Below are 24,634 nucleotides of genomic sequence, written 5' to 3'. Positions count from 1 at the left end.
GCTATGAAAAATCAGTTTAAAATTATTCTAATCACTTCTATTACTGCGTGTAGTATTTTGCTTTTCCAGCTTTTTTGGGTTTACAGAACCTACGAGGAAAGTCGGGAGAATTTCCAAGGGAAAGTAAAAAATGCATTGCAGCGAAGTGTCGATTTATTCTTTCTGGAAAAGGTCAGAACACCTATGAGTCTGTCTAATGCCGATCCTTATTTGTCAATAGTAAGTGAAGTTACCGATGAAAAGAAAGAAAAAATAAACTTAAAAGGAGATTTTTCGAAATCGGGCGGACCAATTAAAATTGGAATGCAACCCCTAAAAATTGATACCTCAAATCTGGAAAATGTACGTCTTTTTTTGGTGAAATTAATTGCTTCATCAAATAAGCAAAATATTGATTTATCGTTGGTTAGTGAAGATTTTAGAAAAGAACTCGACAAAGAAAAAATCTTTATTGATTATAAATTGTCATTGAAAAAGAACGCAGTTGCAGATTCTAAAGAAGTAGTAAGCGTTCCTTTAGGTACAAGTGAAAAAAACTGGGTAATTGAAGCCAGGCTTTTTAAAACAGGAAAATTTCTGATTTCAAAAAATATCATTCCGTTTTCGATATCCATAATTCTGGTAATCCTTACAGGCGGAAGTCTTTGGTATCTCGGATTGATTATTTACAGACAGAAACAGCTCGATTATAAAAAGAATAATTTTATAAGCAATATTACGCACGAATTACGAACACCAATATCGATTCTTAAATCGACTAACGAAGCATTATTGCAATTTGGAGAAGCTTCTAATCCAGAAAAAACAAATCGTTATTTAAAAATTAATGCAGATGTTTTAAATAAACTGGATTACAATATAGATCGTCTTTTGGATATAACGAGATATGAATTAGGCGTAAAATACGTAAATTTAACGGATGTAAATATTGAAGAATTAATAAAAAGCATAGTTGATAAATTTCAGGTAAATGATAATAATCAGATATCATTTAGTGCGGAATTAGAAAATGAAATCATTCGTACTGATAAAGATATGATTGAAGGAATATTGACTAATCTTATAGATAATGCTTTGAAATACAGTATTAATTCTGCCGAAATTATAGTGAAAGTTTTGAGTTCATCAAAATATTGGCAGCTGGAAGTTCAGGATAACGGAAGCGGAATAAGCGAAGAAAATCTTCCTCTTATTTTTGATAAATTCTACCGAATTACATCTGGCGATCTGCACGATGTAAAAGGCTATGGAATAGGATTGAGTTATGTAAAAGAACTGGTTAGTTTACTTTCGGGTGAAATAATTGTAAATAGTCATTTAGGATCAGGTACAACCTTTATTATTAAATTTCCATTATGAACGAGATAATTCATGTTTTGCTGGTAGAAGATGAAGAAGTGTTGTCGACTATCATAAAAGAAACTCTTGAATTGCGAGGGTTTAGTTTTACAATTGCCAAAAATGGAGTAGAAGGCTGGGAATTATTTCAGAGCAAGAAACCAGACATTTGTGTTGTGGATATCATGATGCCCAGAAAAGATGGATATTCGCTTGTAGAAGATATCCGAATAGTAGATCAGCTGACTCCTATAATTTTTCTCACGGCAAAAAATGAAATCACAGATGTTCTAAAAGGATTAAAAATCGGCGCCGATGATTATATGAAAAAGCCTTTTAGCATGGAAGAACTTATTTTGCGAATTCAGAAGCTCGTAAGACGAAAATATATCCATTCAAGTGAAGAAGCTTCCACAACATGCGATAAAAATATAAAGGTTGGAAATTTTCAATTCAATCTTCATAGGCTAGAATTGACAATTGAAGAGAAATCGGTTAATCTTTCGCAGCGTGAATCAGAATTATTGGATTTACTCATTCAAAATAAAAATCAATTACTAGATCGTAATAAAGCTTTGTTGCTGCTTTGGGGCGATAGTAATCCGTTTACAGCCAGAAGCATGGATGTTTATATTACCCGCCTCCGAAAATATTTAAGTGCAGATCCAGCTGTAGAAATTCTTAGTATCAGAAATAAAGGATTTAAGTTGATTGATTAAATACCAAAAAGGACTGCAACATGTCTCTTAATTTGCTTTGTTTTCTGCAGCTTTTATTAATTCAATTCCTTTAAGAATATATTGATCGGCAGTAAAATTTGATGTTGTTTCCTTGACAAAATGATCAATTTTTAAACCGTTTCTTTGAACACCCGTACCGTCAGGATCATAGATATTTTTTAAAACTTAATTATCAATAATTCTTCTCGTAATTGATGTTGCAAAGTAGATTAATAAAAATTTAGAAAAAGGGTATTAAAGTACAGTTTTATGTATACAAAAATCCATTTCGTTGCGAAATTGGATTTTAAATTTTTTAGATGAAATACTATTGATACTTACTCAAATCCAGATTAAGAATAGTACCTACTTTACTAAACTCTTCATTAATTTTTGCATTCAGGATTAGTTGTTCATTGCTTATCGGATGATTAAAAATTAACTGATGCGCATGAAGCATCATTCCTTTTAGGTCAAAATTCTCCAGCCATAATTTATTTTGTTTGTTGCAACCATGTGGCCGACTTCCTAAAATGGGATGAAAAATATGTTTGAAATGTTTGCGTAATTGATGCATACGTCCAGTTTCAGGAATGGCTTCCACCAAACAATATCGTGACGTTGGTTTATTGTTAAATGCTAATGCAACTTCGGCATTTTGCAAACGATGAAAGTAGGTTATTGCATTTTGAGTAACATCGTCATCATTAGTTAAATCATAATCAATTGTTAGTTCCTCGGGTGACCAACCGCGTAAAATAGCTAAATATTTCTTTTCGACTTCGCGTGTGGCAAAACGATCATTCATAATTTTCAAAACAGCTGCATCCAGCGCAAATAACAAAACTCCAGATGTTTTGCGATCTAACCGATGAATAGGGTAGACGTGTTGCCCAATTTGATTTCTCAATTCCTGAATGGCATACACTTTTGCATCGCGCGCATAAAATGATTTGTGAACCAACAAACCACTTGGTTTATTAATGGCTATAATATATTCGTCCTGGTAAAGAATTTCTAACATTCGGCAAAAGTAGACGAGATTTCGATTTAAAAGGCTTTTGTCACTTATTTATTTTTGCAGTTTTCTTTTTTAATAAAGATCGAAAAAGTAGCTAAATCTTAATTAGCTTTTGAAAAATATTCCAAATGTATAAAACCTACCAAAATCTAAAACAAGTATATATACGTATTGTAAATGATTTTAAAAATCATTTATTTGTTACGGTTTTCCATAATATTATGAAAATTTTATTATTGTTCTTTGTAAATAATCACATTCAATTTATGATTTAAAGTTAGATGAAATTAAAAAAAAGATTAAAGAATAACATTATGGACGTATCTGAAATGTTCAAACAATTTATTTAAATGCACTTAAATAAAAATTTAAATAATGGCGAAAGTTAGAATAAGAGTTTTAAAGAATTATTTATTAACAATCATTTAAATAAAATGATAAATAAACCTCCATTTAATTTTAAAAAAACAAAGCTCAATAATAAGGCTATTTTGTATACGGTAAATATTGAAAGTTATGATAAGGAATTTTCAAATTTTATGGATGAAAAGATAGTTTCAATATGTTTACCGGATAATACAAAGTATAACCTAAGTACTATAAAAAAGAAAATTCTTAAGTTTCTTAATTCTAAAAATGAACAAGCAGATGGGAAAGCTAATACTATTGTAGTAGGATATATTTGCGAGTTTATTATTCATTTGTTCTTTTCTCATTTGGGATTTAAACAGGAATTTCAATTTTTAAATTTAGAAGATGGAGGTGCTATGAAGAAAGGCTTTGATGGTGTTTATTCAAATAAAAAAATAGACTGGTATTTAGAAAGTAAATCAGGAGGTTGTGATTATGATCATAATGATAAAATTAAGTTAGGGTACAATGATTTAATTGAAAAATTTTCTGGAAAAGCTAAAAATAACCCTTGGTTTAATGCTTTAAATCATGCTAAAATTGTAAAATCAAAAAAGTCTTTAATAGATAAAATTGAAAATTTATCATATAATTTTGATAATGAAATTTTTGTAAAAATCGACGATTTTAATATAATTCCGTGTTCAACTATAATTTTTGAAAGTCAATGGGAAGAATTAAATGTTAAGAAAATGAAGCTCTTAATTAATAATTTAATCTCTGGTTTTAATTATTCAAAAATCATTGTTGTTTGTGTTAATAAAAAATCTTTAACCCATTTTAAGACTTATTTAAAAAGCTAATAAATTATGGATAATGAAAAGATAATTGAAGGCACAAAACAATTTAATGAACTTTTTAAAATTGATAAATTTAAAGTTGTTTTAGAAAAACTAACTACCAACGTAGATATAGATGAAAATGAAAAAATATTTATTTTATCATGTGCTATTTTCTTTTTAGATGGATATAATAAAGATAAAAGATACAGGTCTTTTTTAAACTTTGGCTATTATATTATTTTAAAATACTCTATTAAATATAAAGATTTCAAACCTCTTTTTGACTTTTCATTAAATTTTGGGTTTTATCCAATTTCTAAGTTTTTATTGAGTTTGGGTTTAATTGAAGAAGAAAGTATTAATGATATCTTAATTGATACTGGGCTTGATAATTATTATAACGGAGATTATTACGAAACATTTGAACAAAAGAAAAACAGAAAAGCATTGATAAGCGATATATCATTAGAAAAAGGATATATTGCTCCAACTTCATATGGGAAAAGCTCTATTATTATAGAAATAATCAAGAATTCTTCAAAAGAAAAAATTGCGATTATTGTTCCAACTAAATCTTTATTAGTTCAAACTTATAAAAACATTAAAAAAGAAAAATTTAATTATAAACTTCTTGTACATGATGAAATGTTTGAGAATGAAAAAGCATTTATTGCGATCTTTACACAAGAAAGGGCTTTAAGATTGCTGTCGAAAGGAAAGACATTTTTTGATTTATTATTTATTGATGAAGCTCATAATATATTAAAAAACAATAGCAGAAGTATTCTAATAGGCAGATTAATTTCTCAAAGTAAAAAGTTAAATTCGGATTGCGAAATAATATATTTATCTCCTTTAGTAGAAGATATTGAAAACATAAAAGTAAACGAAAATCAAGATATTAAAAAATTTGCAATAAATTTTAATATTAAGGAACCTGAAATTTACGAACTTAAACTAAATAAAAAAGTATACAAGCACAACAGATTCTTTTTAAAAAATAATAAGGATGGCGATAATTATCAAGGATTTAAGTTAGGAGTCGCAAATGATAAATTAGATTATATAATTTCTACTTCAAAGAATAAAAATTTTTTATATACTTTCAGGCCAGTGTATATCGAAAAGCTTGCAAAAGACTTGTCTAAAAAGATTAACCCGATTGCCTCTGAAAAATTAAATGAAATAATAAAAATATTAGAACAAGAAGTACATCCTGATTTTTATGGCGTAGCCTTACTTAAATATGGAATTGTTTATTTACATGGTAAAATCCCAGATATAATTAAAGAATACTTAGAATCAAAAATTAAAGAAATTAAAGAAATAAAATTTATAGTTGCCAATAATGTAATACTTGAAGGAATAAACTTACCTGTAGATTCATTGTATATTTTCAGCACATATAGTCTACAAGGGAAGGAGTTAACGAATTTAATTGGTAGAGTAAACAGATTAAGCGACATTTTCAATAGTGACAAGAATAATATAGAGAAATTATTACCTAATATTCATTTTGTAAATAATGAAGAAGGTGAATATAGTAATGGGAATAACATGTTTAATAAAATATTGCTTTTGAGGAATAGTTCTTTTAAAGATGATGTAAAAAATCCAGTGCTTTCAAATTTTGACATTAATTCTATTAAAGATGTTGATAAAGTTAAACAAGAGAAAAGGAGAAAAGAAGTTAGTGAACTAATAATTAGAGAGAAATCACTGTTTGATACACCATTAGATTTTAATGACAAGTTATATAAATCTTTGTTTGAATCTGGTATAGCAGAATTATACAATGATTTGGAAATTTTATTTCAAAAATTAAAATCATTTTTTGAAACAAATTATTATGAGACCAATGAATGGAAAGAAAAAGATATTTTAGATAAGATAAAAATGCTGTTTCTATTCGATTCAGATATCATTAGTGATGAAGAATTTAGAAGGTTAACAAATGATGAAACAATATCATTTTATAGAAATTATATACGGATTTCTCAGAAGAGGTCGTTAAAAGAAAATATTGACAATTATTTTAAATTTTATAAAGAAAGATCGTTATCAAATGACTTCAAAAAAAGGAAGTTTTATTTCGGAACATCATATGGTGATGAAGTATATGACTCAGTTAGTTATCCTAATTCTAAGAGAAAAGTTTATGTTGATTTAGGAAAGGTAGATGATGATGTTAGATTATTAAATTTAGTAATTGTGAAGTTAAAAATGGAAGATGAGTTTATAAGTTTTACTCTGAATAAATTTATTGTCTTTCTTCATGATTTTAATTTAATAACAGATGAGGATTACAATATATATGTTTATGGAACAACCGATAAGAAGAAAATTAAATTTACAAAATTTGGATTAAATATTGGTCTTATTATAAAACTTGAAAAAGATGACCAACTTAAAAATATTTATTTTGACAACAATAATAATATAAAATATAAAGAGCAATTTAAGGAGTATTTATTTTCGTTAAATGATTTTCAAAGATTTGAAATAGAAAAATTTATATAAAATTTCGCTAAACTTGAACAATGGCAATATTAAGTCCAACAATTGAAGTAATAAAAAGACAGAAAGTTCAACCAACAGAAGGAGAATGGACTATGCTGAATTTTCTATTGGAGAATTTGGACGATACTTACGAAATTTGTTATCAACCATATTTAAATGGTGATAATCCAGACTTTGCTATAATGCGAAAAGGGAGTGGCGTTTTGCTAGTTGAAGTTAAAGACTGGAATTTAAATCATTATTATATAGATGAAAAAACTAAATGGAGATTACAAAAAGATAATACACCAATAAAATCACCACTTAACCAAGTAGAAAATTATAAATCAAATTTATTTCATTTACATTTAGAAGACCTTTTTAGGAAAAGTATTAAAAGTAAAAACCATTGGGCAACAGTAAATTGTGCGGTTTATTTTCATAAAGCTACAGAACAAAACATAACAAGTTTTTTACTTGACAGTTTTAAAAAAGAACAATATAGTTCATATCAAAAGTTTGTAGGCTATTTTGGAATATTAGGTTACGATTCACTAACAAAAGACAAACTAAATTCCCTTTTGACAAGATTTTGGTTAAACAAATCATCTTACTATTTTGACGAAGCACTTTATACCAGTTTTCAACGTTATTTAAAACCTCCTATTCATCAAATAGAAGAAGGTGTAAATATAATTTATTCTAAAGAGCAACAAGAATTAATCCGTAGTGAAATTCGGCCACGAAGAAAAATAAAAGGAGTTGCAGGAAGTGGAAAAACTTTAGTACTAGCAAAAAGAGCAGTAAATGCGTACAAAAGAACTAATGGTCAAATTTTGATTTTAACATATAATCTTTCTCTGAAAAACTATATTCACGACAGAATTAGTGATGTTAGAGAAGAGTTCGATTGGAATAGTTTTTACATTACAAATTATCATCAATTTTTCAAGACACAAGCAAATAATTATAATTTAGATATTCAAAGTTTGAGTGATTGGCAAGATACTTCTTTCTTTGAAATTGTTAAAGACAATATAAAAAAATATGACGTAGTTTTAATTGATGAAATTCAAGATTATATGCAATCTTGGATAGATATTATTACAACATATTTCACTCATTCTGAAACGGAATTTGTAGTTTTTGGAGATGAGAAACAAAACATATACGAACGAGAACTTGATGAAAATAATGAACCAATAGTGAGAACAGTTGCTGGTGTTTGGAACAAATCTTTAAACATATCATATCGTTTTGCAAGTAATATTGGAAACATTGCGATAAAATTCCAAAAGAAGATATTTGGGCTTAAATATGGTGCAGACGAATTAAAAGTAATGTCTCAATTTGATTTTGAAAAACGAATAATTGAATACCATTATTTTCATTCTTTTACATTTGACCTTTTATTTGAAAAAGTTTACAACGTTTTAGAGCGGAATCAAATTCATTCTTCGGATGTTGGAATTTTATGCTCAAAAGTAGAGATTTTAAGAGCAATTGATTATTTAATACGAACAAAGAAACACGAAAATACTTCAATAGTATTTGAAAGTCAAGAAGAATATTTGGAATTCAAAGATGATAACACAAAAATTGAAAAAATTAGAAAATTTAGAAAGAACCACTTTTATATGAAAACTGGAACAGTCAAACTTTCAACTATTCACAGCTTTAAAGGTTGGGAAATTGACACATTATTTTTATTCATTGAAAAAGAAGAAGATGAAAAAGAATTTTCGAATGTGGAACTAATCTATACAGGACTTACACGGGCAAGTAAAAACTTAGTTATATTCAATTTAGGAAACAGAAAATATGACGACTTTTTTAAAGGAGAAATTGAAACAAAATACGAACATAAATAATAATCATTATTTTGATAACCAATTGCAGCGTTATCAAACTTATTAGGAATAAAATTTATCGCTAGTTCTTCATCAAAATTTTGAAAAGTTCCAACTGAATTTTTTAGAGTTATGAAATTTGTTTAAGCAGGTTGTATTCAATTTCATCTTTCTGCTCCTGACATACAAACATTCTTTTGATTGATTTTGTAATGGAATAAAATATCCCTAATGACATAAATGCCCATAAGATAGGGAAGGAAAGAGGGTAAGCATTGTCCACATTACATCCCCAACATTTTACAATAAATCTTTATATTTGATTTATTAAATAAATAAAATGAGCGAAAAAACGAAACCATATGCTTTAATAACTGGCGCCAGCAAAGGCATTGGAAAATCTATTGCTTATGAATTGGCGAAAAAGGGTTATCCACTATTGCTTGTGGCAAGAAGCGAAGCCGAATTAAAAGTATTATCTGATGATCTTCAAGTTAAATACGGCGTCAATTCTGCTTTTCTATCTATTGATCTTTCTATAAATGATGCATCGCTAAAAGTGACTGATTGGATAAAAACGAATAACTATCCAGTTGGTGTTTTAGTTAACAATGCAGGTTATGGAGTTTGGGGCGATTTTAGTCAGTCTTCTCTAACCGATCAGCTTGGTATGATGCAACTTAACATGAATGTAGTTGTAGAACTTTCGCATTTATTAGTTCCCATACTTTCGCAAGAAAAACAAGCTTATATTTTAAATATATCGAGTACTGCTGCCTACCAGGCTGTGCCTACGCTGGCTGTTTATTCGGCGACAAAGGCTTTTGTTTTATCGTTTACCCGAGCTTTGCGTTTCGAACTTTCCCAAACTTCAATTTCAGTAACGTGTTTTAGTCCAGGTCCGGTTGATACTGGTTTTGCTGCAAGAGCTGGTTTAAGTGCTTTAAACAAAATGGCTGAAAAATTCAATATGCAGCCAGATGAAGTTGCAAAAATGGCAGTAAAGGCCATGTTCAGCAAAAAATCAGAAGTTATTCCGGGGTTTACAAATATCATTTCAGTTTATGCCAATCGTATACTACCAAAGGCATTCATCGAAAAAACGGCAGCTGGGATTTATAAAATTTAATTTTTTTCGAAAAAAAATAAAAAATAATTTTTGCAAAAGAGAAAATATATGTTATGTTTGCATTAAATTCTACTAATCCTATAGAGTATGTCAAATAAAAAAAGAAATAAGTTTAATTTTCCTAAAGGTCAAATGCAGGCAAACATGCGAATGTGTTGTTGTTGCTGTTGCTAGACTTTTAGATAAAATTTAAAACTTATTATTTCATTTATTAAATACATATTATCATGGTATCTTCTTATAAAACATTTACCCTTACTGAGCAATTAACTAATGAGCAAATTGCCTTTTTTAACGAACATGGCTTCATTCATTTCAAAAAATTCATAAACCCGGAAACGGTTTCATCCATTATTGATGCCTCAAAACAAGTAGAGCAAAAATGGATTGACAATGACCTTCAAAAAATAAATGGTGTTCCAATTAAATATGGAAAAGATTTAGATGGCTCTCCAATTGTACAGCGTTTTGCTTTTATCAATCAACATCATCAAACCTTGAGCGGTCTTTTACTAGATCCAAGATTTAATGGTTTATTACCATTGGCAGGTGAGGGCGCAAGATTAGGCACTGAAGAAAAAGACGGAATGGTTTTTAATCATTACATCAATGGACCAGAAAGTAAGTTTACTAAAATGGGCTGGCATACAGATGGTTTGAGAGATATCTTTTATGGTGGAAAATTAAACCCGATGTTAAATGTGGGTATTCACTTAAGTACTTTAAAACCCGAAAACGGCGGTCTTAAAATCATTCCGGGTACGCACAAGCAAAGTGTGTATCAAATGCTTTTCCGTAAAAAATACTTTTTAGATAATAAACCTGATCCACAAGAGGTTTCTATCACTCCGGAAGCTGGAGATTTAACCATTCACGATGGTCGTTTGTGGCACAGAGTTGCAGAATCATCTATCCGTGGCGAAGAAAGCAGAAGAAGAGTTATTTATATTCCGATTATAGCTGGAAAATACGCTCCTAAAAATGAGAACAGCCCAACGGTTTTCTATCAACGTTTTGCGGGTATTGTTAAATAATTATGCTGATTATTATCGCATTTAGTTATCTGGTTAGATCAGGTAAGCTAAAACGTACCACAGATTTTTTTAAAAATACTCAAAGAAAAGTAAAATTAAAAATTGCAAAAGTAGAATTGGTTATAGCATCAGGTTTACAAATATTGAGCTAGTAATGGGAAAAGAAACAAAGATTGAAGATCGTAATGCCATTGCACAAAGAACATTTTCAGACCGTAAGCGCACTAATATTTTAAAAAGAGCAGAACAGTCAACAATTGTATTTTTGCTTCCAAAAGTGCCAAAATTCATTTCGCCAAACTTGCTCACTTTAATTGGTACACTTGGTTCGGGATTGGTTTTTTTAGCTTTTGTTTTAGGAACTTATTTCACAAATTGGTATTTGCTTTTGGGTATTATAGGTTTGGGTATAAATTGGTTAGGCGATTCTTTAGATGGGAGATTGGCTTATTACAGAAATATTCCGCGACGCTGGTATGGTTTTGCACTCGATATTATCGCCGATTGGATTGGTATTGTACTTATAGGTTTTGGCTATTACATTTATGCTGAAAATGGCACACAAATAGTAGCTTTTGCTTTTGTCGCGTTGTATGGCTGGTCTATTATTATCAGCCAGTTACGCTACAAAATTACAAATGAATACAGTATAGATTCAGGCTTTGTTGGTCCAACAGAACTCCGATTTATTATTGCTTTAATTTTAATTATCGAAGTTGCATTTCCCGGATCAATTACCTATTTGGCTGGCTTAATTACGGTTATATTGTTAATTATCAATACTATTGATAGCCTAAAACTTCTAAAGTTGGGCGATTTAAAAGATAAAAACCAAGACTGATATGTTCAGGAAAAAATCCATTTTCACTTTTCTGCAAGCACAAGTTGCGGCATTTGTAGGTGGCATTACCGATTATGGCTTAATGGTTTTGTTGACAGAAGTCTTTCAATTGTATTTTACTTTTTCTATTCTAATCTCCGGAACCGTTGGTGCCATTATCAATTTCAGCATTAATAGATTTTGGGTATTTAAAAATCAATCTGGTTATAGCAATCACATTAATAGTCAGCTTTTTAAATTTGCGTTGGTTGTATTAGGAAGTATTTCTTTAAAATCATTCGGTACGCTTATTTTACAAAAATCATTTCAAATCGATTACAGAATCGGAAGATTAATCACGGACAGTTTTGTTTCTTATGGATTTAATTATCCACTGATTAAATATTGGGTTTTTAAGATAAACGAAAAACAGAAGGTAATCGAATCAAATTAGAAACATTTCGTTATGAATAAATTATCATTTAAAAATTTTACAAAATCACTAATCGTTATAACGATTTTAGTAAATATGATTTCTGGAAAGCTATTGGCACAATCTAAAAATCCGTCGCCATTAAATTTCCCTACGCCTAAAAATATAGACAATATGCTATTTTATATTCAGCGGGATCCGAATATAAATACTGCTATTTATGCCATAAACTACCAGGAAAATGGAAAAATAAACAAAAGTGATCCTATAAAAGCGTATTGGATTCGATATGCTGAGAAAGGAGAGAAGAAAGACTTTAATTACATGCAACGCAAATTTGCATACGGAATAGAAAGTAAAACCATAAATAATGAGGAGTTTGAGCTTCAATTTGTATCTTATAAAAAGTTACCCTTAACCTTGAAAAAGATGGATTCAGATCAAAAATATCATGTTTTTGTAAGTGTGAATCAAAAAAGAATACAGGTAGAAAAAATATTTGTGCGCATTGAAGGAGGTTCTTTTTGGTTTCCAAATGTAAAATATGCCGAAGTTACCGGAATTGATGCTTCTTCAAATAAAACAATTACGGAAAGGATGTTACTAAAATAAGATACTTATTTTAAATTTTTATTAGAACCGGTTTGCATGTATACACATCGTCAAAAACTAAATCAGTTTATGTTTGATTTCTTTATATCTTGAACGACCAACAGGCAATAGTTCTCCATTTTTAAGTAACATATTATATTTTCCGCCAGTTTCTACAATAAGTTTATCTGCCTCCTGCCAGCAAAGAATATAGGATTTATGAATTCGTTCGAATGTTGCAGGAAGTAGTTTTTCTAATGATTCCATAGACTTATCATGTAGTTCTACGTGGCCATTTACTAAATGTAATTCGGTATAAATTCCAGCGCCTTTTATGTATCTTATATCTTTAATCGTGATGAGTTTGATTGTTTTTCCTTTTTTTACGGCTAAAAACTGAATATTCTGACCATTTGTTTTTTCGGGTGTTGTAAAACGTGTAAAAGCTTGTGAAAGCCTCTGTTCGTCAAATGGTTTAGGAACAAAATCTAAAACGCCATAATGAAATGCCATAATCGCTTTATCGGTATAAGCAGAAATAATAATGGTTTGAAACGATTTTGCGACAACGGTCTGCAGTACTTCAAATCCGTCTTCGCCATTCAAATTCAAATCGAGAAGAAGTAAATCAATGGATTGTTTTTCAATTGTATTTAATCCATTTTCAACAGAATCACTGAGTAAAATCTGCACCTCTTTATCAAAAAAATCGCGCGTCATTCTTTCGATTCGTTTGGCAATTCGAGCCTCATCTTCAATAATTAGAATTTTCATTTTTTATCAAAAATTTTAATTGTTGTACACCATCCTTCTTCTACAGCAAATGAATCAAATTCCCAATTGCTGCCATAATTTTCATTTAATCGGGCTTTGATGTATTTAAAACCTGTTCCCTTGCTGTTTTCTTTTTTTCTATTTCGGTTTTTTGCTAGGGTTAACAATGTATATTGCTTGTATTGTTTTTCTTTGGTAAAACTTAAACGGAAAGTAATACAACCTTGTTTTGGAGGCAAACTATGCGTGATTCCGTTTTCTATAATGGTATGAATAACAGCAGGCGGAATTTCTTCATTTGTATCAATATTTCTTTCTTCCCAGTTATAACATACTTCTTTTCGAAAAGACATTACTTCTAAATGTTTTCGGCATAATTCTATTTCCTGCTGAATAGGAATTAAGGTGTCTTCAGCAATAGAATTCATTATATCAAATTCATCTGCCAGCGCACGAATAAAGATAACGCCTTGTTGCGGAGATTCTTCGATCCAATCTATTAATGAAGTTAGTGTATTACGAAGAAAGTGTGGCTGAATATTTTTTTTAACCAATTCTAACTGTAATCTCGATGAAAGTAATAACGATGCATTATGCGCTTCTTCAAGAGCTTTTGCCCGAATAGTATGCAGATAAAGCATAGACAGAACAATAATTGTAAATGCGATGAACAATCCAAAATCATAAAAAATATATTTGTTGACAATCACGCTTGCCAATAAACCAATCACAACGATTAAGCCGCCTTTAATTTTTCGGAATGCGGCATCAATGGCAACAATAAAAGAGACTATGCACATTGCATAACTAAAATAGATGGCTGTCCTATCATATTCGCCGTAGTAAACGATATAGATTGTTATAAGACTTATAATCAAAAGAAATAAAAACAATCGTTTTAATTTAAAGCCAAATTGCAGCATAAAATACCAAGGGACGAGTATTGAAATTATAAATGTTAGTAAGCCAACAATCTGTAATCGGGTATAAAAATGGGTATAAGGAATATCGACATAAAATTTCACGTATTCTACAATAAGAAGGCAGAAAAAGAGAAGGCAAATTATCCCAAAAAGCAAAACGGTTGCTTCTTTACGCGTACTGTTTATGTAGAGAAAAAAATAATAAATAGAGGCAATTAGAAAAGCTCCTGCCATGAGATTCATAAAAGACATGACAACAAGCGGTGCACGATGAAGTCTTAAAAAGCTTTCCAGTTTGACCTTCATGCCTCGCTGAGATTCTCGTAAATAAACCTGAGTTCCAATTACCGTTACAGTATGCTTGCCTAAATTGGCTAATTTTTCGGGAATTTGATAATACGTCAATTCAGTTCCCGGAATTTCGGCTTGGCCGGATTTCGTCATTTTCCCGTTGCTTCCCACAAAAACACCATCCCAATAAACATCAAAAGCACCAAAACCAGTTACTTGTATGCCCAGCGGACTTGAGGTATTTTCGCGTTTAAGCAGTTCAACATCGATAACAACTTTAAATATAGAATCTGCCGACTGACTTAGAAAATTCTGTGGTTTATCGTCGTCAACATAATATGTAACATCCGATTTCACAAACTCGGTGTATTGTTTACATGATGAAAACAATAGTAGTACTAAAACGATAAAAAAGGGCGATCGATACATAAGATAAAGATAAAATAAATATCGAATACAGAAATGCATTTCGAAAGCTCCTAGAGCCGTTCGCATGTTTTAAAAGGTAAGATTTTATTTTATAAAGTAATCTTGTATCATAAAATCAACAAACATGAAAGCCTTAATAACCAGTATTTTAATTTTATTTATTCCGATGTTTAGTTTTGCGCAGAAAGCAGCAGTTTCGGGTAAAGTTCAGGATAATACAACAAAAGAATCAATTCCGTATGTGACAATATCAATTCAAGATAATACCTCAAAAAAAGTAGCTGTTGGCGTAACAGACGATCATGGAATCTTTAATTTCGAAGGACTGCCAAGCGGAAAAATGACAATTTTTTTTAGTTATATTGGATATCAAAATTATACTCAAACATTCGAAATCATTTCGGGAAAACCAAAAATAGAACTCGAAACGATTGTTTTAAATGCCGATGCGGTAGAATTAAATGAGGTAGAAGTGACGGGGCAAAAATCAAGTGTTAGTTTAAAACTGGATAAAAAAGTTTTTGAAGTAGGGAAAGATGTGCTTTCGCAGAATGGTTCTGCTCACGATGTTTTAAACGGAGTTCCATCGGTAACCGTTAGTCCAACGGGCGGAATAAGTCTTCGTGGAAACAGTAGCGTATTGATATTAATTAATGGACGTCAATCTGGTTTAACGCAAAGCAATTCACTCGATCAAATTGCTGCTGATCAGATTGAACGCGTTGAGGTAATAACAAATCCTTCGTCCCGATATGATGCTTCGGGCTCGGCAGGAATTATCAATATTATATTAAAGAAAAACAAAAAAAGCGGTTTCAGCGGTCAGGTTCGATTAGTTGCCGGATCACCAAATGACAGTCGCCTTAATCCAAGCATCAATTTTAAATCAGATAAAATCAATATTTTTTCCAATTTTGGTATTCGTTCCTCGGATTACGTTGGATTATATACTACGAATCAGTCCACTATGAATAATGGTGTTCCAAATTATCTTAACCACGTACAGAACGAAGATCGCCATGATGATGGAAAATTGATGTATTTGGGTGCTGATTATTATATTGATGAACATCGTACCATTACTGCCGCTTTCTTGAAAAATGCCACGCAGGATGATGATAAAACTCGTTTATTATATGATTACAGCAATGCAAATCACACACGCGATAGTCTTTTAACAAGAGAAGGAAAATCATTGGAAAAAAGAGATTACAATCAATTCGAGTTTAATTATACGCAGACTTTTAAAAAGCCATCAAAAAAATGGACTATAGATGTTCAGTATGATTGGTGGAACAGCGACAAAAAGTGGAATCTTTTGACACAACAACTATATCCAGAAACACTTGCTTATCCTGGCATTAGAACCAATTCAATAGGAAGTAGCAAAGATTTACTTATGCAAAGTGATTTTGTTCAGCCAATAGATTCTGTTTCTGTATTTGAAATTGGTGTTAAAACAGAAATCCGTAAAGTTTCAAGTCAGTTTTTGGCTGAGCAGCAACAGGGAGATATTTGGACGATTTATCAAGATATTGACAATGATTTAAATTATACCGAAACCATTTCAAGTGCATATGGGCAATACAGCAATAAATTGAAGCGATTTAATTATATGCTTGGTCTGCGTACGGAATTCACTAAAATTTCTATTACAGATATTAAAAACACCTATAACGATGATAAAAAATACAACAGATTATTTCCGACCGTTAATTTAAGTTATAAGTTCGAAGCCTCTACTTTGCAGTTAAATTACAGCAAACGAATTAACCGTCCGCCCTTATATGCTTTATATCCTTTTAACGAACTAACCGATTTGAATGCGCAATATATTGGTAATCCAGATCTAAATCCTTCTTATTCTGATGTGTTTGAATTGGCTTTTCTTAAAACATGGAAAAAATTTACGCTGAATCCTTCCGTTTATTATCAATGGGAAAGTGGCTACATTCAGGATTTTACTTATCGCGAAAATGATATTTTTTATACAACGCCTATTAATATTCAGCATGAAATACGAAGTGGCATAGAACTTTCGACATTATATAATCCCTTAAAATGGCTTCAGGTCAATTTAGAAATGAATTTTTATCATTTCGCCCAAAAAGGAAGTTATCAGGAAGAAAACCTCGACTATGAAGGAAAAACGTTTACCGGACGCTTAAGTACTCAGGTTAAATTGCCATCAAAATTTAGTTTTCAAGGGCGTTATAACTTTCGAGGCGCACAACAAAATGCACAAACAAAAAACGAGGCATTGCAATCGCTTGATTTTGGTTTAAGTAAAATTTTATTGAAAGATAAAGCTACCATTGTATTTGATGTGTCAAATGCTTTTGACTTACGCCAAAATAAAAGTACGACAACCGGAACAGATTATTATATTACCGAAAACAGTATCCCAAACGCCGCTCGCTATCGTCTTAGTTTTGTTTATCGTTTTAATTTAACTGATCCAAAAGCGATTAGGCAGGCGAGTAGTGCTAATCGTAATTGATAGTATAGAATGAGACTTTGATAATAAAAAAACACGCTCGCGCCAGCGTGGAGCAGATTTATCTCCGCAACGATAGCGCGGATTTGCAATCCGTGCCCACAAAGATTGGTTAGTTCTCTTTGTAAACATAAATAAACACATTAATTTGTGCAACTTTTGTTTTGATGATTTGTTTTGTGTCTTACTGTTGCGTGCACGGATTGCAAATCCGTGCTATCGGGGGTTTTGGTATTAAAGTAATCCTCTCCTCGCGTCAGCGAGGGGGAAAATAAAATTTAAGAAAAATGGAATAATTTTTTTACTGCGCAAAAACACTGCATACTAAAAGAATATCTTTGACTAATGAATAATTAAAAAAGCTAGTAATGATAATTTATTAAAGTGAAAAGCATATGAAAGAAGATATTATTAAAATACCAGCCAACAATGATGAAATTAATTTGTATTGTTTCCTCGGAGAAGCTCTATTTAAAACCCAAATGGTTGAACAAGCGTTGAGTCATTCAATTACTCTTAAAATGAATCCTACAGAAACAAAAGAACAAGCGGATGAATTTTTAAAACAAAACCAGAGTTATACTTTAGGCCACGCTATTAAAATTGCAATTAAAGAGAAACTATATAATTTGTCATTGCAAGATGAATTAAATGCTTTTTTACAGCAAAGGAATTGGTTGGTTCACAAAGTTATCTGTGGAAACGAAGAAGATTTAAATGCTGGAAACATAAAAGAGGAATTGTTACATAAAATTAAAGATATTTCAGACAAAGCAGAAAGTATTATATGTGTAATACAATATGATTTGATAGACTTTTGTTCTTCTAAAGGAAAAGATATGTCGAAAACTCTCGCATTATTAAAATTACAAGAACAAGGAATAAGAATTCGAAAGTAGCATGCAAATCCGCGCTATCGGGGAGCGGATGTTAGCTCTAAGCTGAAGAAAATGACTTTTAAAAAATTGAAATTAAGATTGAAAAGAGATAGAAACTCTCAATGCAAACAAAGAAGTGTGTACATATGAAGTTTATTTTTTTTTAATATTAGCTATAATCCTTATTAAATTAATTGTTTAAGATGAAACATATTAAAAGAAACTTTCTATTTCATAATCGATTGCAAAATGACAGTAGGCTAGGAGAAGTGGGAAAGCAAATTAAAATAAAAGAAATCGACCAAAAATTCCTTAAGGAAAATTCTAAGGATAATTTTGTCATTATAACAACTGAATTAGATGAAAAAATTTTCAGTTTCATATATAATGATAATGGAAGACAATGTATGATTCCTGTTCCTGACTTTTCACTAGTTAATTATAATTTTGCTTATAATCTTAATATTCAAAGAAAAGAACAACGAAAAAATTTAGTTAAAAATTTAGCTGATATTTCAAACGCAAGTGAAATAAATTTTAGTTTTGCCTACGATTATCATGGAACAGCAAGTTCTTGTATAATTAGTCTCTTCACATCGATAGAATGTTTTATTAATGACATAATACCCGAAGAATTCGAATATAAAATTACGAGTGACAAAAAAACTGAAATTTACAACAAGAATCAAATTCAGTATTCAATTTCATTTAATGATAAATTAACGAAGGTGTTACCCCAAGCTTTAGGAGTAAATTTTTTCGCAAAGCCAAATCCTACAAATGCTCATATTCATAATCTAAGAGATTTGAGAAATGAAATCATTCATACAAAATCAGATAAAACTGGACGAAATCACGTTGAAATTTTAAAAAAGCTACTAAACTTTAAATACGATGAAACTTTTAAAGCTACTTTTAAACTATTAAATTTTTATAAAGAAGGATTTATCGAAGAATGCCCTTGCGATGATTCATGGTAATTGAAAATATTTAATAGCTAGATTTCATTGTTAAGCACAAAGCGAAACTCTAGCTATCAGTCCCCGTTCCTCTGCTGGTGCGAGCGTCTCGCTCGTGCTTAGCTTTGGGTTCACGAGCGAGACGCTCGCGCGAGCGGGTGCGGATTGCAAATCCGCGCTATCGTGCTAATTAAAGATTTTCAATTTTTATATAAAAAATTATATGGAACAATATCCCAAAATATTTTATTCTAAAACTAAACTAGATAATCAAGCTCTAATTGATTTCGATAGCTATAAATCAGGTATTACAGAGAGTTACTTTGATTATAAAATTAATAAATATTTCAAAGGACATATTAAAACAAATATGGTTATTGATAATGGATGGAAATATCCATATCAACCTGATTTTATTCTTTACTACCCAAAATTTGATTTGTGCATCGATATTGAAATAGATGAGCCATATGCGATGGGAACTAAAGAGCCTATTCATTTTAATGATGAGCGGAGAAATAATTTTTTTTTGTCAAAAGGTTGGCACATTATTAGATTTGCAGAAGAGCAAATTTGCAAATATCCAGATTTATGCTGTAAAGTGATTTCTGAGTTTATAAGATTCATTACAGGAGAGAATATTTGGATAGAAGGATTAGATGACTTTAAAGATATACCAGATATTTCGGCTTGGACAAAAAGTGAAGCTGAAAAAATGGCAAATATTTCTTATAGGAATAACTATCTAAAGTTTCTTCAAAACATTGATAAACAAAATCCTCAAATTTCAATAATTGCAGATGGAATCTTCCTTAATTCTCAGATTAGTGAAGCTAGAGACCTATATACTGATATTTGGCCAAAAAAAGAGTTATTTGATAAAGCAAAAATTTCTCTTATTTTAAAGTTCTTATTGGGAAATGTTTCTCGTTTTCCTAATTTGAAGATAATTAAAGGTAAAATATATATAGAATTTAGAATTTATATTTCTACCTATCATTCAATGTATAATTTTACATTTGATTCAGATTTAATTTATATAGATGATTTTATTATTAATATTTACTATATCAGAACTGAGAATTTAATTTGTTTTGAAATTGATGAATATATTTTAAATAAAAATATAATAAATGTTTTATTAATAGCTGATGATCCTGCATATCCACATCTGATGTCAAATTGGAAGAATAGAGAAGTAATTTTAGTACGGAAAATTATTGATACTCATATGCCGGTTAATTTAAGATATATTGATGTATCATATCCTTCAGCAGTAGGAATTGGATTAGAAAGAACTGAATTATAAAAAAATATAAAAAATCTATTGAGAAATTTGTCAGAAATAAATTGAATTATGAAAATAAATAGTTTTACACAAAAAAGAGACTTCAAAAGTCTCTTTTTTGTTTTAATATATCTTATAAAAAATCATTTCCCAATCAATTTCTCAAGCCTAACCATCATCTCATCTTTTTCCTTCAACATATGCTCGTACAACGCAATTTTTTCTTCGTGAAGTTTTTTTAACTCTTAGATAGGAGGTAAAATTATTTTAATCAAGCTGATAATTATTGCGCAAAGTTTTTTTACTGCTAACTCGTGATAATTAACTTTTATCTCTAATATAGCTGCTTATAGGCTTGTATATCTTTTATTTTGATCCAAGCAAATTTTTATTTTTAAATCAGGTATAAGTACTTGATTTTTACGTGTTTAATATTGTTATATTTGACATGTCTATCTTAATAAAAGACAGTAATATGTGTATGATGATGAAGTTTTACAAGAACATTTATTATACATATATAATCTTATCAATTGTATTCGCCACAAATACAGATATTGAAACGCAGATGTACGTTTTTCATACATGCTAACAATCAAGATTTAAATTTTTCAAACAAATCTAAAAGTTATTATGAGCAACAAAAAAAATCGCGTTATCGATTTAGAATCTCTTGATAAAGCCGCCTTAGACAGAGAAAAGGTAATTCTTGAAATTAAAAACCTTACAGATGCTGGGCAGTCTCCAATAGAAATATTTATGAAACGGAGAATCATTCCTGTTTTTCTTCCATTCTTAACATTGCTAGTTACTATAATATTTTTTTGTATAAACTGGAGAGGTACCGAGAAATCGAAAGCATTAGATCGTTACAAAAGCGAGGTAGATATGGTAAAAATGGTTTGGGCAGATATGAATGGCCCAGATACCACTAAAAAATACAAGAGATCAAAAGAATTTCTGATCGGGATGTTCAATGCTAATTCAGGATATTATAAAAATGATAGTATTTATTTGGGTATTGGAAAAAATCAACGACCTATAATGATACTAACAAATATGAATTCAGATATTCAAAAAGCTTTTGCAAAAATCGAAAAAAATAATGAGTTGGTTGAAGCTATTGATAAAGTTCCGGTCACATCAAAATCAAATACTGAGTCTGCGCAAACTAATAATACAGGTAAAACAGTGCTTTTAAACAGATCACCAGAAATAATCGAAGCTACAAATAAGGTCGCAGGAAATTCATTAAAAGTGTATATACAATACACAGGAGTGGTAGGAAAGGATCGTACCCAATTTTTAGCCAGTCAATTAAAACCTTATTATATAGTGCCTCCTTTAGATTTTGTTGGCAGTAAAGAAGATGAAAATGAAATACGATATTATGCGACTACTAATATTGAAGTAGCGAATCTCCTGGCTAAAAGAATTAAAGATATGACGGGATTAATATTTACCCTGAAAAAAATTAATAATACAACTATACATAATACAATTGAAGTTTGGTACTGCAGTACAAAAACTATATCAACACAATGACAAAATAGTAAAAGTTAAAATTTTATAGCTGGTTATACTTTTGAAAAGCCTCTGAATAATTTTAATTATAAAGAAATAATCCTCATAAACAGAAATCTTATTAAGTAAATTAAACCAAAACAAAAAAGAATGGAAGAAAATAAAACAAATTCCCAAATCGCTATAATGATACTTTCGGTATCTTTTTTAGTTATAATCTTAATGGCCATTTATTATATGTGTCATCGTAGTGATCCTGAAAAACTCTTCGCTATTATATTACCTGTTATCAGTACATGGGTAGGAACAATTCTGGCGTTTTATTTTGGCAAAGCTAATTTTGAAGCGGCGACTAAAAGTTACAATCAGGTTATAGATAGACTTACTCCCGATATTTTAGATGATATTCTCGTGAAACAAATAATGATAGACAAATTTACCATGGTTTCATTAGATACTGATGATTCTCTTATAACGAAATTTGATCTAAAAGGATTACGTGATTTTTTGGATAGTATTAAAAAAAGCAGACTGCCAATTTTAGAAAAAGGAAAAGTGAAATGTATAATTCACAAAAGCACCTTGAGTGATGAAATGCTTAAGACGCCCCCTGCAACTACATTAGACGAATTTATTAAGGCTAACCATTCAGTAATTGAATTTGAGAATATAAATCAAGACAAAAAAGTAGAGGACGCGAGAAAAATAATGAATGAAAAAAACTATAAGGATTTGTTTGTTATTGATGCTAATAACGAACTAACGGGCTGGCTTACTGATACTCAGATTATACGATATATGAACAATCAGAAAATATAAATCAATTAAAAGGTTAACCCAAAAGAGGATTTTTAAAAATTGTAAAAACTTAAAAAATGGCAATATATAATTATAGAAAAGAGGAAGAATATCAATTAAAGTCAGCAAAAAATAAAATTTCTGTTTCTGTTATTTCAGGGAATGGTCAGGGAGGAAGCTATTTTATCCTTAAAGATTTAGAGTTTGTTGGGGCGAATGACACGGTTCTAATTGGTACTGCAAATCAGCTCGAAGGAAAATCAATTCAAGTGCTGGTAACTATTCAGGATAAACTAATTCAAACCAATTGGACAGGAGTGATTGTAATTATATCAGAAGGTGGAGTGAATACCTTTTACAACTACGCAGAAGAATTGCCAGCTGATAAAGACATCGCATGTTATTACATTAATATAAAAATAAACCGATGACTAAAAATTACAAAAACATAATAAGTGTTGTTTTGGTATTATGGGGCTCGATCGTTTTTGGTCAGGATTTGCGTATACCCAATACTCCTGCTTTCAGTATTTTAGGTTTCGAACCCACTTCTGTAATGCGACCTACTTCAGCAAAAAAACTTTCTGGTGATTTATTGAGTTCATTTGATGAAAACGGAAAATTAGTAATGAATATAGGATTAGAGGTAACTCCTTATTGGTTAAAAAACAGACCGAATTTAACGAGAGCGGAATATCTGAATCCTGGAACTTTACAAACCGTATTGCAAACCTTTACTTTGTCAGCCGCTACAGTTCGCGATACGATTACAAATAAAGACAATTTAGGTGTAGGATATAGATTTGAAATTTTCAAGGGAGTATTAAATAAGGAGATGGCAACCTTAGAAAAAGATATGAAAGATTTAGAATCAATAGTAGGTGTAATTACATTTACAGAAACGCTTGCACCTTCAAGTGCAGATGAAGCTATATCCAAGCTCAAAACTAACCTCGCAAATCTAAAGGTTCCAGAATCTAAAATTACAGAAGTAATTAATGCTTTCAATGACTTAATCCAATATCCTTTAATTGGAAATAAGGTTCCGAAAGTTTTGGACGCGTTAAAAAAGAAATACGGTGATGAAAGCAGTACGCTAACAGATAAAATTAGAGAAATGGAAAATAAGCGTACAGGATTTAGTCTTGAAACTGCGGGTGCGTTCAAATTTATTACCTCAAACAACTCAAATAATCCGCTTCAAAAAATAGGCTTTTGGATCAATGCCAACTATTATGTGACTGAAAAAGATGCCTGGACAATAACAACAAGATTAATGACAAATACATCAGACAGCACTTCAGTAAATACAGATTGTGGACTAAGTTATATTAGACAAGAAAAAGATTTTAATATTTCTGTTGAAGCAATGATGCGATGGTATCGTGCTGAGATTCCAGACATTAATTTGGCAAATGAACCGATTACGCGTTTAGAAAAAGATTTTACCTACCGGGTAGCTGCTCAATGTTCCTATACAATTGCCAGTGATATGAGTGTTAACTTAAGTATCGGCAAAGATTTTAACACGCCTTTTGCTGTCACGAACAGTCTTTTCTCAATTTTAGGAGTCAATTATTCAATATTTAATAGACGTTTTAATCCGAATTAATTTTGAATAATACAATGCAAATTTAATAGATAAA

Annotated in this window: 21 protein-coding genes and 1 pseudogene; 18 read left to right on the top strand and 4 right to left on the bottom strand. The window is 30.3% G+C overall.

Annotated features, from left to right (window positions below; genetic code table 11):
* Positions 1 to 3: 3 nt before the first annotated feature.
* A complete protein-coding gene (locus GQ47_RS02045; protein WP_035644212.1) occupies positions 4 to 1,359 on the top strand; it encodes a sensor histidine kinase in 1,356 nt (451 codons plus the stop codon).
* Positions 1,356 to 2,057 carry a response regulator transcription factor gene (locus tag GQ47_RS02040; RefSeq protein ID WP_035644210.1) on the top strand — a complete coding sequence of 234 codons (702 nt, stop codon included), beginning with the start codon at positions 1,356 to 1,358 and terminating at the stop codon, positions 2,055 to 2,057. The genes GQ47_RS02045 and GQ47_RS02040 overlap by 4 nt, the downstream gene beginning before the upstream one ends.
* A gap of 328 nt (positions 2,058 to 2,385) precedes the next feature.
* Here the strand turns inward: GQ47_RS02040 and GQ47_RS02035 are convergent, their stop codons facing one another.
* Complete coding sequence (locus tag GQ47_RS02035) at positions 2,386 to 3,081, bottom strand: pseudouridine synthase (protein WP_035644207.1); 696 nt, start codon at positions 3,079 to 3,081, stop codon at positions 2,386 to 2,388.
* A gap of 431 nt (positions 3,082 to 3,512) precedes the next feature.
* On the opposite strand from GQ47_RS02035, the gene GQ47_RS02030 reads away from it, so the two are divergent.
* The 8 genes from GQ47_RS02030 to GQ47_RS01995 all read left to right on the top strand — a co-directional run bounded on the left by GQ47_RS02030 (position 3,513) and on the right by GQ47_RS01995 (position 12,648).
* Positions 3,513 to 4,292 carry a hypothetical protein gene (locus tag GQ47_RS02030; protein WP_051951295.1) on the top strand — a complete coding sequence of 260 codons (780 nt, stop codon included), beginning with the start codon at positions 3,513 to 3,515 and terminating at the stop codon, positions 4,290 to 4,292.
* 6 nt (positions 4,293 to 4,298) lie between these two features.
* Positions 4,299 to 6,791: a DEAD/DEAH box helicase gene (locus GQ47_RS02025; RefSeq protein ID WP_051951293.1), complete on the top strand. Its 2,493-nt coding sequence runs from the start codon at positions 4,299 to 4,301 to the stop codon at positions 6,789 to 6,791.
* Between the two features lie 20 nt (positions 6,792 to 6,811).
* A complete protein-coding gene (locus tag GQ47_RS02020) occupies positions 6,812 to 8,641 on the top strand; it encodes a nuclease-related domain-containing DEAD/DEAH box helicase (protein ID WP_035644203.1) in 1,830 nt (609 codons plus the stop codon).
* 319 nt (positions 8,642 to 8,960) lie between these two features.
* Entirely contained in the window at positions 8,961 to 9,749 is a 789-nt protein-coding gene (locus GQ47_RS02015) for an SDR family NAD(P)-dependent oxidoreductase (RefSeq protein WP_035644200.1), read from the top strand.
* A 227-nt stretch (positions 9,750 to 9,976) separates the two neighbouring features.
* Positions 9,977 to 10,783 carry a phytanoyl-CoA dioxygenase family protein gene (locus GQ47_RS02010; RefSeq protein WP_035644195.1) on the top strand — a complete coding sequence of 269 codons (807 nt, stop codon included), beginning with the start codon at positions 9,977 to 9,979 and terminating at the stop codon, positions 10,781 to 10,783.
* 154 nt (positions 10,784 to 10,937) lie between these two features.
* Positions 10,938 to 11,624: a CDP-alcohol phosphatidyltransferase family protein gene (locus tag GQ47_RS02005; RefSeq protein WP_051951291.1), complete on the top strand. Its 687-nt coding sequence runs from the start codon at positions 10,938 to 10,940 to the stop codon at positions 11,622 to 11,624.
* Position 11,625: 1 nt separating this feature from the next.
* On the top strand, positions 11,626 to 12,057 hold the full coding sequence (locus GQ47_RS02000) for a GtrA family protein (protein WP_035644193.1): 432 nt from the start codon (positions 11,626 to 11,628) through the stop codon (positions 12,055 to 12,057).
* 12 nt (positions 12,058 to 12,069) lie between these two features.
* The gene (locus tag GQ47_RS01995) at positions 12,070 to 12,648 is read left to right on the top strand and encodes a DUF4833 domain-containing protein (protein ID WP_035644192.1); all 579 of its coding nucleotides are present in this window, start codon (positions 12,070 to 12,072) and stop codon (positions 12,646 to 12,648) included.
* 57 nt (positions 12,649 to 12,705) lie between these two features.
* Here GQ47_RS01995 and GQ47_RS01990 read toward each other — a convergent pair whose 3' ends face one another.
* Both GQ47_RS01990 and GQ47_RS01985 read right to left on the bottom strand, forming a co-directional pair.
* Entirely contained in the window at positions 12,706 to 13,401 is a 696-nt protein-coding gene (locus tag GQ47_RS01990; protein ID WP_035644191.1) for a LytR/AlgR family response regulator transcription factor, read from the bottom strand.
* A complete protein-coding gene (locus GQ47_RS01985; RefSeq protein WP_035644189.1) occupies positions 13,398 to 15,110 on the bottom strand; it encodes a histidine kinase in 1,713 nt (570 codons plus the stop codon). Before GQ47_RS01985 ends, GQ47_RS01990 begins: the two co-directional genes overlap by 4 nt.
* Before the next feature lie 58 nt (positions 15,111 to 15,168).
* Between GQ47_RS01985 and GQ47_RS01980 the strand changes: the two genes are divergently transcribed.
* The 4 genes from GQ47_RS01980 (at position 15,169) to GQ47_RS22765 (ending at position 20,687) form a co-directional block, all read left to right on the top strand.
* Entirely contained in the window at positions 15,169 to 17,544 is a 2,376-nt protein-coding gene (locus GQ47_RS01980; protein WP_035644186.1) for a TonB-dependent receptor, read from the top strand.
* A 392-nt stretch (positions 17,545 to 17,936) separates the two neighbouring features.
* The gene (locus tag GQ47_RS01975; RefSeq protein WP_035644182.1) at positions 17,937 to 18,440 is read left to right on the top strand and encodes a hypothetical protein; all 504 of its coding nucleotides are present in this window, start codon (positions 17,937 to 17,939) and stop codon (positions 18,438 to 18,440) included.
* Positions 18,441 to 18,622: 182 nt separating this feature from the next.
* A complete protein-coding gene (locus GQ47_RS01970; RefSeq protein WP_035644179.1) occupies positions 18,623 to 19,399 on the top strand; it encodes a hypothetical protein in 777 nt (258 codons plus the stop codon).
* A 202-nt stretch (positions 19,400 to 19,601) separates the two neighbouring features.
* On the top strand, positions 19,602 to 20,687 hold the full coding sequence (locus GQ47_RS22765; protein ID WP_051951288.1) for a PDDEXK family nuclease: 1,086 nt from the start codon (positions 19,602 to 19,604) through the stop codon (positions 20,685 to 20,687).
* A 122-nt stretch (positions 20,688 to 20,809) separates the two neighbouring features.
* Here GQ47_RS22765 and GQ47_RS23705 read toward each other — a convergent pair.
* Positions 20,810 to 20,911, bottom strand: a pseudogene (locus GQ47_RS23705) (XRE family transcriptional regulator); the annotation flags it as partial.
* 388 nt (positions 20,912 to 21,299) lie between these two features.
* On the opposite strand from GQ47_RS23705, the gene GQ47_RS01960 reads away from it, so the two are divergent.
* The 4 genes from GQ47_RS01960 to GQ47_RS01945 all read left to right on the top strand — a co-directional run bounded on the left by GQ47_RS01960 (position 21,300) and on the right by GQ47_RS01945 (position 24,600).
* A complete protein-coding gene (locus GQ47_RS01960; RefSeq protein ID WP_035644175.1) occupies positions 21,300 to 22,211 on the top strand; it encodes a hypothetical protein in 912 nt (303 codons plus the stop codon).
* A 129-nt stretch (positions 22,212 to 22,340) separates the two neighbouring features.
* Positions 22,341 to 23,009, top strand: coding sequence for a CBS domain-containing protein (locus GQ47_RS01955; protein WP_035644173.1), 669 nt, complete (start codon positions 22,341 to 22,343; stop codon positions 23,007 to 23,009).
* Between the two features lie 56 nt (positions 23,010 to 23,065).
* Positions 23,066 to 23,419 carry a hypothetical protein gene (locus GQ47_RS01950; RefSeq protein WP_035644170.1) on the top strand — a complete coding sequence of 118 codons (354 nt, stop codon included), beginning with the start codon at positions 23,066 to 23,068 and terminating at the stop codon, positions 23,417 to 23,419.
* Positions 23,416 to 24,600, top strand: a complete 1,185-nt coding sequence (locus tag GQ47_RS01945) for a hypothetical protein (protein ID WP_035644167.1) — start codon at positions 23,416 to 23,418, stop codon at positions 24,598 to 24,600. The genes GQ47_RS01950 and GQ47_RS01945 overlap by 4 nt, the downstream gene beginning before the upstream one ends.
* Positions 24,601 to 24,634 lie beyond the last annotated feature (34 nt).

The organism is Flavobacterium sp. ASV13 (assembly GCF_000745775.1).
Lineage (GTDB): Bacteria > Bacteroidota > Bacteroidia > Flavobacteriales > Flavobacteriaceae > Flavobacterium.
This window is presented reverse-complemented; position numbering and strand designations above follow the sequence as displayed.

Coding starts and splice junctions, on each gene's coding strand:
- GQ47_RS02045 (WP_035644212.1), top strand. CDS start 4: ATGAAAAATCAGTTTAAAATTATTCTAATCACTTCTATTACTGCGTGT.
- GQ47_RS02040 (WP_035644210.1), top strand. CDS start 1,356: ATGAACGAGATAATTCATGTTTTGCTGGTAGAAGATGAAGAAGTGTTG.
- GQ47_RS02035 (WP_035644207.1), bottom strand. CDS start 3,081: ATGTTAGAAATTCTTTACCAGGACGAATATATTATAGCCATTAATAAA.
- GQ47_RS02030 (WP_051951295.1), top strand. CDS start 3,513: ATGATAAATAAACCTCCATTTAATTTTAAAAAAACAAAGCTCAATAAT.
- GQ47_RS02025 (WP_051951293.1), top strand. CDS start 4,299: ATGGATAATGAAAAGATAATTGAAGGCACAAAACAATTTAATGAACTT.
- GQ47_RS02020 (WP_035644203.1), top strand. CDS start 6,812: ATGGCAATATTAAGTCCAACAATTGAAGTAATAAAAAGACAGAAAGTT.
- GQ47_RS02015 (WP_035644200.1), top strand. CDS start 8,961: ATGAGCGAAAAAACGAAACCATATGCTTTAATAACTGGCGCCAGCAAA.
- GQ47_RS02010 (WP_035644195.1), top strand. CDS start 9,977: ATGGTATCTTCTTATAAAACATTTACCCTTACTGAGCAATTAACTAAT.
- GQ47_RS02005 (WP_051951291.1), top strand. CDS start 10,938: ATGGGAAAAGAAACAAAGATTGAAGATCGTAATGCCATTGCACAAAGA.
- GQ47_RS02000 (WP_035644193.1), top strand. CDS start 11,626: ATGTTCAGGAAAAAATCCATTTTCACTTTTCTGCAAGCACAAGTTGCG.
- GQ47_RS01995 (WP_035644192.1), top strand. CDS start 12,070: ATGAATAAATTATCATTTAAAAATTTTACAAAATCACTAATCGTTATA.
- GQ47_RS01990 (WP_035644191.1), bottom strand. CDS start 13,401: ATGAAAATTCTAATTATTGAAGATGAGGCTCGAATTGCCAAACGAATC.
- GQ47_RS01985 (WP_035644189.1), bottom strand. CDS start 15,110: ATGCGAACGGCTCTAGGAGCTTTCGAAATGCATTTCTGTATTCGATAT.
- GQ47_RS01980 (WP_035644186.1), top strand. CDS start 15,169: ATGAAAGCCTTAATAACCAGTATTTTAATTTTATTTATTCCGATGTTT.
- GQ47_RS01975 (WP_035644182.1), top strand. CDS start 17,937: ATGAAAGAAGATATTATTAAAATACCAGCCAACAATGATGAAATTAAT.
- GQ47_RS01970 (WP_035644179.1), top strand. CDS start 18,623: ATGAAACATATTAAAAGAAACTTTCTATTTCATAATCGATTGCAAAAT.
- GQ47_RS22765 (WP_051951288.1), top strand. CDS start 19,602: ATGGAACAATATCCCAAAATATTTTATTCTAAAACTAAACTAGATAAT.
- GQ47_RS01960 (WP_035644175.1), top strand. CDS start 21,300: ATGAGCAACAAAAAAAATCGCGTTATCGATTTAGAATCTCTTGATAAA.
- GQ47_RS01955 (WP_035644173.1), top strand. CDS start 22,341: ATGGAAGAAAATAAAACAAATTCCCAAATCGCTATAATGATACTTTCG.
- GQ47_RS01950 (WP_035644170.1), top strand. CDS start 23,066: ATGGCAATATATAATTATAGAAAAGAGGAAGAATATCAATTAAAGTCA.
- GQ47_RS01945 (WP_035644167.1), top strand. CDS start 23,416: ATGACTAAAAATTACAAAAACATAATAAGTGTTGTTTTGGTATTATGG.